Source organism: Bacillus sp. ISL-7 (assembly GCF_018613065.1).
Map to the genome: position 1 here is coordinate 35,392 of NZ_JAGGQW010000020.1, position 12,483 is coordinate 47,874.

General features: G+C 35.9%; 12 protein-coding genes and 1 pseudogene. 5 read left to right on the plus strand and 8 right to left on the minus strand.

Annotated elements, in window-relative coordinates:
* Positions 1-19: 19 nt before the first annotated feature.
* Together J7E66_RS05285 and J7E66_RS05290 are read right to left on the minus strand one after the other, a co-directional pair.
* Positions 20-1,639, minus strand: coding sequence for an ABC-F family ATP-binding cassette domain-containing protein (locus J7E66_RS05285; protein ID WP_214998363.1), 1,620 nt, complete (start codon positions 1,637-1,639; stop codon positions 20-22).
* A 378-nt stretch (positions 1,640-2,017) separates the two neighbouring features.
* Positions 2,018-2,620, minus strand: a complete 603-nt coding sequence (locus J7E66_RS05290) for an SCO family protein (protein WP_214998364.1) — start codon at positions 2,618-2,620, stop codon at positions 2,018-2,020.
* A 184-nt stretch (positions 2,621-2,804) separates the two neighbouring features.
* Between J7E66_RS05290 and J7E66_RS05295 the strand changes: the two genes are divergently transcribed.
* Positions 2,805-3,197, plus strand: a complete 393-nt coding sequence (locus J7E66_RS05295) for a CidA/LrgA family protein (RefSeq protein ID WP_214998365.1) — start codon at positions 2,805-2,807, stop codon at positions 3,195-3,197.
* Complete coding sequence (locus J7E66_RS05300) at positions 3,181-3,858, plus strand: LrgB family protein (protein WP_214998366.1); 678 nt, start codon at positions 3,181-3,183, stop codon at positions 3,856-3,858. Before J7E66_RS05295 ends, J7E66_RS05300 begins: the two co-directional genes overlap by 17 nt.
* Before the next feature lie 66 nt (positions 3,859-3,924).
* Here J7E66_RS05300 and J7E66_RS05305 read toward each other — a convergent pair whose 3' ends face one another.
* Positions 3,925-4,068, minus strand: coding sequence for a hypothetical protein (locus J7E66_RS05305; protein ID WP_214998367.1), 144 nt, complete (start codon positions 4,066-4,068; stop codon positions 3,925-3,927).
* A gap of 47 nt (positions 4,069-4,115) precedes the next feature.
* On the opposite strand from J7E66_RS05305, the gene J7E66_RS05310 reads away from it, so the two are divergent.
* Complete coding sequence (locus J7E66_RS05310) at positions 4,116-4,334, plus strand: cold-inducible protein YdjO-related protein (protein WP_251032777.1); 219 nt, start codon at positions 4,116-4,118, stop codon at positions 4,332-4,334.
* A gap of 48 nt (positions 4,335-4,382) precedes the next feature.
* Here J7E66_RS05310 and J7E66_RS05315 read toward each other — a convergent pair whose 3' ends face one another.
* The 3 genes from J7E66_RS05315 to yhfH form a co-directional block, all read right to left on the minus strand.
* Positions 4,383-4,631, minus strand: coding sequence for a transcriptional regulator SplA domain-containing protein (locus J7E66_RS05315; RefSeq protein ID WP_214998368.1), 249 nt, complete (start codon positions 4,629-4,631; stop codon positions 4,383-4,385).
* A 17-nt stretch (positions 4,632-4,648) separates the two neighbouring features.
* On the minus strand, positions 4,649-4,822 hold the full coding sequence (locus J7E66_RS05320) for a hypothetical protein (protein ID WP_214998369.1): 174 nt from the start codon (positions 4,820-4,822) through the stop codon (positions 4,649-4,651).
* Between the two features lie 150 nt (positions 4,823-4,972).
* Positions 4,973-5,107, minus strand: a complete 135-nt coding sequence (yhfH, locus tag J7E66_RS05325; protein WP_088088609.1) for a protein YhfH — start codon at positions 5,105-5,107, stop codon at positions 4,973-4,975.
* A gap of 298 nt (positions 5,108-5,405) precedes the next feature.
* Here yhfH and J7E66_RS05330 point away from each other — a divergent pair, with 298 nt between their 5' ends.
* Both J7E66_RS05330 and fdhF read left to right on the plus strand, forming a co-directional pair.
* The gene (locus J7E66_RS05330; protein WP_214998370.1) at positions 5,406-7,559 is read left to right on the plus strand and encodes a PAS domain S-box protein; all 2,154 of its coding nucleotides are present in this window, start codon (positions 5,406-5,408) and stop codon (positions 7,557-7,559) included.
* A gap of 146 nt (positions 7,560-7,705) precedes the next feature.
* A complete protein-coding gene (fdhF, locus tag J7E66_RS31610) occupies positions 7,706-9,766 on the plus strand; it encodes a formate dehydrogenase subunit alpha (RefSeq protein WP_374103829.1) in 2,061 nt (686 codons plus the stop codon).
* Positions 9,767-9,930: 164 nt separating this feature from the next.
* Here the strand turns inward: fdhF and J7E66_RS05345 are convergent.
* Together J7E66_RS05345 and J7E66_RS05350 are read right to left on the minus strand one after the other, a co-directional pair.
* Positions 9,931-10,629, minus strand: a pseudogene (locus tag J7E66_RS05345) (MFS transporter); the annotation flags it as partial.
* 214 nt (positions 10,630-10,843) lie between these two features.
* Complete coding sequence (locus J7E66_RS05350; protein ID WP_214998373.1) at positions 10,844-12,340, minus strand: nitrate/nitrite transporter; 1,497 nt, start codon at positions 12,338-12,340, stop codon at positions 10,844-10,846.
* Between the last annotated feature and the right edge of the window lie 143 nt (positions 12,341-12,483).

A 12,483-nucleotide genomic window follows, 5' to 3' on the forward strand; every position in this document is an offset into this window, starting at 1 on the left:
GTGGGTGCCGACTAATTATTTATTGGTACATCTGTGCAACTTGCTTCTGAATATCATCATTTTCAAGGTATTCATCATAGCTCATTTGCTTATCTACTAAGCCTTTTGGCGTTAATTCGAAAATTCGATTGGCGATTGTTTGGATAAATTGATGGTCATGGGACGCAAAAAGCAACGAGCCCTTAAAGTTAATTAGACCATTATTAAGAGCCGTAATCGATTCTAAGTCTAGATGGTTAGTTGGTTCATCAAGAAGGAGGACATTCGCACCATTTAACATCATTTTAGAAAGCATACAGCGAACTTTTTCTCCTCCGGAAAGAACACTTGCTTTTTTTAGTACTTCTTCACCAGAGAAAAGCATTCTACCTAAAAATCCTCTTAAAAAGCTTTCGCTGTCATCTTTAGGTGAGAACTGACGAAGCCAATCGACAAGGTTTAATTCACTGTTCTCAAAATACTCGGAGTTATCCTTAGGGAAATAAGCCTGTGAAGTGGTAATACCCCATTTAAAGGTACCACTATCAGCTTCCATTTCACCCATTAGAATTTTAAACAGCACTGTCTTAGCTGCCTCATTTGTTCCGACAAGAGCGATTTTATCACCTTTATTGACGATAAAGCTAATGTTATCAAGAACTTTTACACCATCAATAGTTTTTGTTAAACCTTCGACTCGTAACAAATCATTCCCGATTTCACGATCTGGTGTAAATCCAACAAAAGGATACCGGCGAGATGAAGGTCTAATGTCATCAAGCGTAATCTTATCAAGTAGCTTCTTACGAGAAGTAGCCTGTTTTGATTTCGAGGCATTGGCACTAAAGCGTGCAATAAAGGCTTGTAATTCCTTGATTTTTTCTTCCTTCTTTTTATTAGCATCCGAAGTTAATCTTGAAGCTAACTGGCTTGATTCATACCAAAAATCATAGTTACCAACATAAACTTGAATTTTCCCGAAATCTAAATCGGCAATATGTGTACAAACCTTATTTAGGAAGTGACGGTCATGGGATACAACAATGACAGTATTTTCAAAGTTAATTAAGAAATCCTCGAGCCATTGAATTGCTTTGATATCTAAGTGGTTTGTAGGCTCATCGAGAAGTAAAACGTCTGGTCTGCCGAATAAAGCTTGTGCAAGCAGCACTTTTACTTTTTCTGACCCCGTGATCTCTGACATTTTCTTATAATGAAGATCTTCACCTATGCCGAGGCCTTTTAGAAGAATAGCAGCTTCTGGTTCCGCTTCCCATCCATTCAATTCAGCAAATTCACCCTCAAGCTCGGCGGCTTTCATACCATCTTCATCTGTGAAGTTTTCCTTCATATAGATTGCATCTTTTTCCTGCATCACTTGATAAAGTCTTGTATGTCCCATAATAACTGTCTTTAATACTTCGTATTCTTCATATTCAAAATGGTTTTGTTTTAACACAGCCATCCGCTCATTTGGTCCGAGCTGGACAGTTCCCGTTTGTGCTTCAATTTCACCAGATAGAATTTTTAAAAAGGTTGATTTTCCAGCACCATTTGCACCAATTAATCCGTAGCAATTACCAGGTGTAAATTTAATGTTTACATCCTCGAATAACTTCCGGTCTCCATACCTTAAACCTACGTTACTTACAGTAATCATATTTAAAACATCCTCCAAGAACAAAATATCTACTGATTATACCATTAAAATAGTAGAAGAGCGAATTCTTTCAGACGAAGTTCTTTTTAAAAGAAAAATTTTCTAAAAAAATTTCTCCGATTTCACACTTTATTCATATTTTTGATGTAGAATTGGGATATGAAGCAAGTAAAAGAAGGTGTGAGAAATATGGCGAAGAATCAACTGACTGAACTCGTTAACAAGTTAAAAAAGGCCGGTATAAAAGCGAGTTTAACAAAACCAAAGTCTAATTACCTTTTGTCTTTACAGCAAATAAAAAAATACCCTTCATCCGTGAATTAAAGAAAAAAAGTAATAAAAAGCGATTAATCCCAAGTGGACTAATCGCTTTTTTGTTTAGTCTAATTTATCCATTACTGTGTCATAAACTTCTTTTTTATTAAAGTCTTTTCCCATTGGAAACTTGTCGATGAATTTATTGTTTTCATCAACCAGGAAGGTAAAGGTTGAATGGATGAATTGACCATTGCCAGGATCTTTAAATTGAAATTGCATCGTTTCCGCAACCTTTTTCATTTCTTGGCGGTCCCTTTTTATGTTTTGCTTGTCTCCTGTTAAAAATAACCATTGTTTGTTATTCTCTATCTCAAACCCCTGCATATAACTAGTTAATATCTCGGGGGTATCTCGATATGGATCGATGGTAATTGTTAAAAATTCAATATCCTTACCAAAAACGCCAATCTTTTCAAAATCTTTTTTCAAGTCAATCATTTTTTCGGTGGTTGTTGGACAAATATCAGGACAATGAGTGTAGATGAATTCAACAAGTTTTAATTTGGTATGATCCATACCAAAATTATATGAATCCCCGTTTTGGTCTATCAAGGTAACTTTTGCAGGTATTTTCGCATTTGCATCGCGAATGAGAAAGAAAGAAATTCCTGCTGCAATCCCAATAAACACAGTAAGACTGCATATTAAATAGATCTTTTTCATATGTATCCCTCCTACCATTAAGATAAAGAAGTTATTCGAAAAAAGATATGGATATTTTGTGGACAAAAGTTAGTGCAAATTTAAAGTGATTCCTTTATACTGTAGTATTATTGATTATATTTTTAAAAAATTTAGAATATTGCCGATTGTACTTTTTTATTCCAGAGAAAAGGAGGGGGATTTAGTGAAAAAAGTACTGACATTTTCTAGTCAAATATTGATATTAATTGTGATTTATCAGATTGGAAATCAAATTGTACGAATTCTTCATTTGCAAATACCAGGAAATGTTATAGGTATACTACTCCTTTTAGTTTTACTCTGGACAGGTGTAATAAAAGTCGAACAAATAGACGTAGCGTCCACATGGTTATTAAAACATTTAAGCTTTTTTTTCATTCCTATTGCCGTAGGATTAATGACATTGGGGCCAATCTTCATACATAAGGGCGTCATTATCTTATTTGTCCTTGTAACAAGTACTTTTATTGGACTTTTATCGGCAGGTAAGGCCACCCAATCAGTGATAATGAAAAAAGAAAAGGTGAAAGTGAATTATCATGATCACAGTTTATAGTATTTTCCTAACAATTGTTGTCTATAAACTATCTCGTGGGTTTGGCCAAAAGTATTCATCCCCTTTAACGAGCCCAGTATTCTTAAGTACATTCATCATTATTATCCTGCTAGTAGGATCACATATTACTTATCGTGAATATATTCCTGCTAAAAAAATTATGACTTACCTGCTCGGTCCAGCAACAGTAGCCTTAGCAGTGCCAATTTATAAAAATCGGAATTTGATTGCAAAGTATAGAGTTGCTGCTTGTGTTGGACTATTAATTGGGTCATTTACAACGATTACCACTGCCCTAGTTATTGCTAAATGCTTCTATTTCTCTAAAATGCTACTTCTTTCGTTAACGATAAAGTCAGTTACGGTCCCAGTTGCAACAGAAATAGGGAAAATAATAAAAGCTAACGTGTCACTCATCGTTGCTTTTGTTATTCTTACTGGAATGATTGGAGCTATGTTTGGTCCAAAGCTTCTGACTATGTTTAAAATTCATCATCCTTTTGCTCGAGGCTTATCAATCGGGACGATAGCACATGGAATTGGCACAGCTGAAGCAGTCAAGGAGGGAGAAATCCAAGGAGCTGTTGCTGGAGCAGCAATGGGAATTGCCGCCTTATTAATTTCGTTTATCGTACCATATCTAATTCCTTATTTCATATAGAAAAACTAAAGCCTTCCATTTAACAGGAAGGCCTTAGTTTTTTCATAATTCAAATACAAAAAATCTCTACTTTTCTTTTTTATTATCAAGGTACATTTCTGCAAGTAGCTTCTTAACTTCATTATAACTTAAGCCTGATTGGCTATTTAACCTCTTAACTTCTTCGATATCCGTTCCAACAATTGTGTATTGGTTTTTATTTGTAAACATTATTTTTCCAACTCCTATGGAATTTATGGAAATGAAAAGCCACTTTTATGTGCATACTAATAAAAAAGGAGGCGGTTCCCATTTTTTACGGTAAAAGAGCTAAAGAAGAAGAAATTGAAACAATCTTGGTTGATACTGAAATCTATTCTTGTATAGATGAAGCGTGTATAGGTTGGATGAGGAAAGATTTTGTGGCAGATGACTTACTCTGCCCAATGTGTGGAAATGAAATGTTACAGGAAATGAGAGAACTTCCGCAAATTTAAGAATTTATATATTTGTAAAGACTGTCATAGATAAATGACAGTCTTTTCTTATTCACCAAAATCAAAAAAATGTGTATCATATGCCTTTTTTGCTGCATCAGAGCTGCTAAAAAGTGCATCATCATCTTCAAGGTCAAGAAATTTCTCATTAAGATATAACGCTAAGTTATCAGGGTTATTTGGATGTTGGACAATTTCGGCGGCTTTAATTTTTGCGGCAGTTAGAAAAGTAGGATTCCGATAAATAATATAAACTTCATCACCCAGTTTAGCATTAGCTATATCAATCATTCCCATATAATTTAACCGCCTTTCTAAAGATTTTCATTTTGCTGTTGAATCTCATCTCCGCTAATTAACGTGTTGGCTTCTTCAAGATTTCTAAGTTTATCCACTGAATCGCCTGAAACAGTTTTCGTACGACCAGCAAAAGTTTCTTTTAGAGGGTCTCTGGTTTGTTCTGTTCGAGAATCATCCTTTTTAAACATTCAATTCAACTCCTTATCTAAAGGGTTTGCTTCTCTAAAAAGGTTTATGCCTTCCTAATTCTCTCCAAAACGGAAATAAATTGAATACAGTAGATATCATTAATGAGTTAATATCAAAAAAACTCTCCAAAAATGGAGAGTTTTTTTGAACTATTCCTCTTTTTTAGCTAAACAGCGATCACATTCCATAAAGTAACTTTCTGCTTGTTCCTCCATGTGCTGACCACACTCTGAACATTCCTTTTTTTGCAAAGTACGAAAAAACTCAACTGGACTCATTAACATAATAAAAATCCCCCTTTATTAATACAGTTTATTTGAATCACTCTTGTTATAGTACAGTATAGCCGAAATAAATAAAAATGTGTAGACTTTTTTTAAAAAAAATCTGCCATTTTAAAAAAATAAGTCTTTTATCACAAGAATTAATTTATTCCTTTTTTCTTGTTTTAATATGACGGTTATTTTTCGGTTAAAGTAAAGGGAAATTGACAATCTTCGATATTTGGTGCTTCCTTAACATTACGATTTACATTACTATCATAGTAGAAAAGCAATATAGAAAGTGGGGAGATGCTGGTAAATGAATGCAATGATCGGGACTTTTCAACCTTATTACATTATTATTGCCATTGGTTTAACCATCATGGCATCATATACAGCATTAGATATGTTTACCTTAATTAAGTCGTCTGAAAAAAATAAGAGGCTCCTGTTTTTGGGTGGAACAGTATCTATGGGAATCGGGATTTGGATCATGAACTTTATCGGACTCATTTCAGCAGATACAAATCGGTTCGCAAGTTATCAAATTCCACTTACGATTCTTTCAATGGCTATTGGGATTGCTTTTACAGGAATGGCTTTCCTTTCATTTTATGGAAAACAAATTAAATATTATCATTTAATCGTGGGCAGTGTATTTCTAACCTTTGCAGTAATTGCAATACAGGTAATCGGATTATATGCAATGAATGTAAATATTAAATTTAATTTCCTCTTGCTTGTTTTTTCAGGACTTTTAATCTTTGGTTCCTTTTTATTTTCTTTATGGATTCTTTTTTCTTCAAAAAGTTATACCCAAAGTAATCAGGTTTGGGTAAAACCAATTAGTGCAATCATTATGTCATTAGCAATTATCGAAGGTCATTTTCTTTTAAGGAGAGCCTCATTTACGACACCAAAAGTTCTTGGGGGATCAAGCGCTGATAGTTCATTTATTATTTATTTGGTACTTTTCGTATCAGTATTAATAATCGGTGGACTTATTTTATCTAGTACATTAATTAGTAAACAATTAATGACGACGGATACAAACTTAAAAGACATCAAAGCTGCACTGGATGCTTCAACCATTGTTGCGATTACAAACCCAGTAGGAACAATCATTTTTGTAAATGATAAATTTGAAGAAATTTCTAAATATAAAAAGGAAGAGATTATCGGTCAGAACCATAGAATATTAAATTCTGGCTATCATTCTAAAGAGTTTTTCAAAGACCTATGGCGTACGATACAAGCTGGACAAATATGGCGTGGGGAAATTCGTAATAAAGCAAAGGGTGGGACGTTTTATTGGGTCGATACTACAATTGTTCCTTTTTTGAATAAAAAAGGTAAACCTGTTCAATATATTGCAATACGATCAGATATTTCTGACCGAAAAAAGGCGGAAGAGCATCTTAAGGATACAATTAAAGAGAATATTGATATAAAATTTGCACTTGATCAATCCTCAATTGTCGCATTTACAGATGCGAAAGGAATCATCACCAGTGTAAATCACAATTTCTGTGAGATATCTAAATATAATCGAGAAGAAATCCTGGGGAAAGACCACAATATTCTAAATTCTGGTTACCACTCAAAGGACTTTTTCAAAAATCTTTGGAAAACTATCGGATCTGGAAATGTCTGGAAGGGTGAAATTAGAAATAAAGCTAAGGATGGAACTTATTATTGGGTAGACACAACCATTGTTCCATTTATTAATGGTCAAGGAAAGCCATACCAATACCTTGCAATTCGCAATGATATAACAGAGCGGAAGAAAACAGAAGAGGTCCTCCATCGCCAGGATAAGCTCGCGGCTGTAGGACAATTGGCTGCAGGTGTTGCTCATGAAATCCGTAATCCACTAACATCGATGAAAGGGTACGCGGAATTCTTGCAGTTAGACGAAAAAGATCCGGAGCGAATGGAGTTTTTAAGTATCATTCTAGATGAAATTGAACGGGTTAATACGATTGTTGAGGACTTTATGGTATTGGCAAAACCAAAGGCAGTGGAGTTGGAAGAAAAAAATGTTGTTCCTGTTATTAAGAATGTCGTCTCTTTGTTAGAATTCGAAGCGAGAAAGAAAAATGTTCGTTTGACCTTTGATTGTAATCATGAAATTATTCAAATTAAATGTGATGAGAATCGCTTAAAGCAGGTATTTCTGAATTTCATTAAAAACGGAATTGAAGCTATGCCTAATGGTGGCGAATTAAATGTTAAAACAATCATACATGATAATAATGTCCAAATATCTATTCAAGACACAGGAGTAGGAATATCCAAAGAAAAATTAAAGAAACTAGGAGAACCTTTTTACACAACCAAGAAGAATGGTAACGGCTTAGGCTTAATGGTTAGTTTCAAAATTATTGAAAGCCATAATGGTAAGGTGTTTGTGGAAAGTGAACCTAATAAAGGAACAACCTTTAATATCTTATTACCGGCAAAAATTGCCTGAAAGCGGGGGATCTGATCTCTCGTTTTTTTATTTCCAAAATTTTCATTCAAGAAAAAGACAAATATTCTTTGAAAAAGAAATCCACATTCTTATTAAATAGATTAATATGGTAATAGAGGTATTAATGTTTTTATAGGGGAGTGAAAATGGTGGGAGAAGCAAATTTTGTTAAAACGATCTGCGGTTACTGTGGTACTGGATGTGGCTTAGTCCTTGAAGTAAAAGACAACAAAATCATGAAAATTCGCGGTGACAAGGAAGCTCCAGTGAACAAAGGGCAAACATGTGTAAAAGGCGCATTTGCCTATGAATACGTACATGCAAAAAATAGATTAACATCTCCACTAATCCGAAAAGCAGGAAAGCTAGTTGAAACCACTTGGGATGAAGCATATCAATTCATTGCTAGTCAATTATCCAACATAAAAACTACGTGGGGTCCAGACTCGATATCCATGTTCGCTTGCGCGAGAAATACAAACGAATCCAATTTTGTAACTCAAAAATTTATGAGGGCGGTCATTAATAGTAACAATATTGATGGCTGTAACCGTACTTGACACGCCTCTAGCGTTGCCGGTCTGGCAACTGTTTTTGGAAGCGGTTCACCGACTAATACACTAGATGATATTGATCGAGCAGAAGTGTTACTTTTGATGGGTTCAAATACAACAGAGGCACACCCCATTATTGCAAATCGTATGAAAAAAGCTGCAAAATCTGGTTTGAAAATAATTGTCATAGATCCAAGGAAAATAGATATGGTAAAATCCTCCCATCGCCATTTGCAATTAAATGTGGGCTCAGATATTGCTCTTATCAATGCTTTCATTAGAGTCATCTTAAAAGAAGGTTTATACAGTCCGGAGTTTGTCCAACAGGTTACGCTTGATTTCGAGAAGTTAGAAAAGCAAGTCGAGCCTTTTACGCTGGAATACGCTGCATCGATTACCGGTTTAAATGCAGAAGACATTGCTGCAACTGCAAGAGAGTACGCCACCTCAAACGGTTCAATGATTGCGTACACGCTCGGGATTACGGAGCATCACTGTGGTGTAAATAATGTATTTGATATAGCAAACCTTGCGTTATTAACTGGGAATATCGGTAAACCAGGCTCTGGTGTCATGCCGCTTCGAGGTCAGAATAATGTTCAAGGTGCGGGTGATATGGGCTGTTTGCCAAACCAATTAACAGGTGGAATGAGCATAGCAAATAGTGATTCCCGGGCGCGGTTTGAAAAGGAATGGAATGTTGAACTAAACCCAAGAGTGGGTGACACACAAACGAGAACTTTTGATCGGATCGAGACGGGTGAATTAAAGGCACTTTATGTCATTGGTGAAAACCCGCTCCTTGCTGATGTTCATATGAATCATACACAAACATTGTTTGAAAAGCTTGATTTATTAATTGTTCAAGATATTTTCTTAACGGAAACAGCAAAAATGGCTGATGTTGTATTACCAGCACGTTCATGGGGTGAGGTGGATGGGACATATACCAACACCGACCGGAGAGTTCAAAGGGTTCGCAAAGCGGTAGAACCACACCCTAATGTGAAAGAAGACTGGGAAATCCTATGTGATCTTTCTACGATTATGGGCTATCCTATTCACTATAACAACAGCGAAGAAATCTGGGATGAAGTTAGAAAACTAGCTTGGGAGATGTACGGGGGCATATCGTATGAAAGACTTGAAAAAGAGTATGGTATTCATTATCCTTGCCCAGATGAAAACCATCCAGGAACACTTATTTTACACGAGAGGTTCCACCAAATGGAGTCGACATCAACAAAGTCAGCATTTGTACCGGTAGATTATACTGCACCATTGGAACTCCCTGATGCTGAATATCCATTTACACTAACAACAGGAAGACGTTATGAATCTTACAATACACATTCTCAGACGCGTCATTATGCTGCTGGAGTTAAATTAAAACAAACAGAAGAGACTGTTGATATTCATCCAAATGATGCTGCAGCTTTAGGTATAACAGATGGTGAAGTGGTACAGGTTCGCTCGAGAAGAGGAGAACTACTAGTAAAGGCGAAGATTACCGAACAAGTAGTCCCAGGGCTCGTTTTTATGAGCTTCCACTGGAGTGAAACACCGACCAATGTCTTAACCTTAAATGAATTTGATCCTATTTCAGGAACAGCCGAATATAAGGCTTGTGCGGTTGCGATATCTAGGATATAGAGAATTTTTAAATCAACGCAGTTTAATGACTGCGTTTTTTTAATTGGCTAAGTTAAAGCTCATTGTTAATTTTGGCACATGTTGATTGGAGCGGAAAGCTGCGCGCCTGGAGCGCAAATCAACAGCCAAGTTTATTATCGCCTTATTAAAAAAACAAGTCGGAATTATCCGACTTGTTGTGTAAATGATTTAGCTGCTGTAGCTTTTCTTTGATAGAAATACCAGTTGAGTCCAAATGCCACTACATAAAAAGCAATAAAGAAGTATAAAGCTGTAACAGGAGTGCCCGTCGCCTTAACTGACCACCCGAAAAGTTTAGGAATAAAGAATGATCCATAGGCTGCAAATGCCGCTGAAAACCCAATTACTGGTGCTGCTTCTTTAGGAATAAAAAGGTTCGGAATCATTTGGAAAGTCGAGCCTGAACCAATACCAGATGCAACGAACAGAATTAAGAAGGATAATAAGAATCCAGCAAATTGTTTTCCATTTAGGAAATAAATAACCCCTGCAGAGCCAATTCCCATGATGACTAAAACATAGGAAGTTACCTTTGCACCCCCAAGTTTGTCTCCCATCCAACCACCAACAGGTCTTGAAGCTGCGGCCACTAATGCACCAAGAAAGGCAAGTGATATATGCTCTGGGAATTGTGAACTTAATAAAAGCGGAAATGCCGCTGAATAACCAATGAATGAACCAAAAGTCGCTACATATAGGGCTGTCATAATCCAAGTATGTTTCCGTTTTACAATCACAAATTGTTCCGAAACTGATTGCTTTGCACCAGGTACATTATCCATTTTAAACATTGCTAAAACTGTCAAGATGACAATAGGAATCACCCAAATAAATGCGGCGTTTTAATTTGTGATCAAATTTTAATTTTTATAAAGTGAGAGTTGTTTGTGTAATTACTATAAAACAGATGGTAACATGAATTTTGTGACGTACGTCACAAAAACAGTGAACGAACTGTGAACTCAAGGAAGTTGACAAAAAGTTGTAATAAATTGCCCAAGATTACAAAACAAAAGAGACCTTCCACGGGGAAGATCTCCTTTTGTTCTGCCTTTTTTAGGATTTTTCGTTATCTTCATAGAACATACCTACAAAGTTTTTTGTTTCACCTGCGTCATCTTTAATGGCTGTAATAGTTAGCCATTCTCTGTAAATTTCATTGTTTTTGCGTTTGTTCCAAATATAACCTTCCCAAACCCCGTCTGTTTTTAAACTAAACCACATTTTTTTGTAAAACTCGTTGTCATGTTCACCGGATTGAAATACACTTGGGGTTTTACCGATTACCTCTGCTTGACTATAGCCAGTGATTTTTGTGAATGCGGGATTAACGCTTTGAATACTGCCATTAACATCGGTTACACAAATACCATCTAAGGCATGGTTTACAATCTTTGCAGAAATATCCAACTTATCTTGATAATATAGCCATACCACGATAACCAGACTTGCTAAGGAAAATTCAGATAGGGACATAAACCCAATCGCATAATGACCAGTCCAATCAAAGAGAATCGTGAGAATGATTGGCGGGAAAAAACCACCCAGTCCTCCCATGGCAGAAACAATTCCATTCACAATACCTGCTTGATTGGAAAAATATAAAGGGACTAGTTTAAAGATAGCGCCATTTCCAATTCCCGCAAAGAAAGCAACTAATAAGCAACCAAAGGAATATATCGGCAGTGATGGAGTAAATGACAAAAGAAACCCTGCAAAAGTTAGGCTAAAGAAAACAGCCATTAAAATAAGAAAAGGGTTAACTTTATCGCCTAACCATCCACCTATGGGTCTAAAAAAGGTTGTCAAAGCAATAAAACCTGCTGTCCGGAGTCCTGCATCGACTTTATCTAATTCAAAGTGAGTAACTAAAAACGATGGTAAATAAATGGTGAAAGCAACGAAGGAACCAAACGTGATAAAATAAAATAGACTTAGAAACCAAAGTTTTGGATTTTTATATACCCCTTTGATTTGTTCGAGTAAGGAAATGTTAACTTTTCGTTCCTTTTTGTCCCCAAATATAAAGTTTAAAAAAGCAAAGATTAATACAACTATCAGGAAGATTTTAATGGTGTTTCTCCATCCATAGGTGGTAGCAAGTACGGGTGCGGAAAAGGAAGTGATTGCCGTACCAATATTTCCTGCCCCGTAAATTCCGTTAATAAACCCATGCTTTGTTTTTTCATAATACTTGGGAAGAGAGGTAACACCGATGGAAAAGATAGCACCGCCAATCCCTAGTAAAAATCCTCCTAAGATTAATGTTAATAAGGAATTAGCATAGCTTAACAACGCAATTGGAATGAGCAGTATAATAAAGCTGATTGTAAATAAAATTCGAGCGCCATAGCGATTGGCCCAGTAGCCAATCGGAACTCGAAGAAGTGAACCGAGGATAACAGGGACCGCCGTAGTCCAAGCAATTTGAGATGAAGTAAGTTGGATATCTACTTTAATAAACGGCATTAGTGATGATATCAGTACCCAAACCATAAAACCTGCTACCAGACTTCCAGTTTGTATAATTAGTTGTTTTGACCCTTGTTTCATAACAATCCCCCTTCAACCCCATGCTATTTTATTATTTCCTCCAAAAAGTCGTTATATATTTAGAAAGAGTGTTTATGAACATGGAAAATTTACTTCTTGTATTATAGAACAACATATAGTCAATCAACAGTGAGTTATGACAC

Bases quoted from the DNA above. Each gene is read 5' to 3' on its own strand.
- J7E66_RS05300 (WP_214998366.1), top strand. From the start codon at position 3,181: ATGATCACAGTTTATAGTATTTTCCTAACAATTGTTGTCTATAAACTA.
- J7E66_RS05285 (WP_214998363.1), bottom strand. From the start codon at position 1,639: ATGATTACTGTAAGTAACGTAGGTTTAAGGTATGGAGACCGGAAGTTA.
- yhfH (WP_088088609.1), bottom strand. From the start codon at position 5,107: ATGTTAATGAGTCCAGTTGAGTTTTTTCGTACTTTGCAAAAAAAGGAA.
- J7E66_RS05330 (WP_214998370.1), top strand. From the start codon at position 5,406: ATGAATGCAATGATCGGGACTTTTCAACCTTATTACATTATTATTGCC.
- J7E66_RS05310 (WP_251032777.1), top strand. From the start codon at position 4,116: ATGTGCATACTAATAAAAAAGGAGGCGGTTCCCATTTTTTACGGTAAA.
- J7E66_RS05315 (WP_214998368.1), bottom strand. From the start codon at position 4,631: ATGGGAATGATTGATATAGCTAATGCTAAACTGGGTGATGAAGTTTAT.
- J7E66_RS05305 (WP_214998367.1), bottom strand. From the start codon at position 4,068: ATGTTTACAAATAAAAACCAATACACAATTGTTGGAACGGATATCGAA.
- J7E66_RS05350 (WP_214998373.1), bottom strand. From the start codon at position 12,340: ATGAAACAAGGGTCAAAACAACTAATTATACAAACTGGAAGTCTGGTA.
- J7E66_RS05320 (WP_214998369.1), bottom strand. From the start codon at position 4,822: ATGTTTAAAAAGGATGATTCTCGAACAGAACAAACCAGAGACCCTCTA.
- J7E66_RS05290 (WP_214998364.1), bottom strand. From the start codon at position 2,620: ATGAAAAAGATCTATTTAATATGCAGTCTTACTGTGTTTATTGGGATT.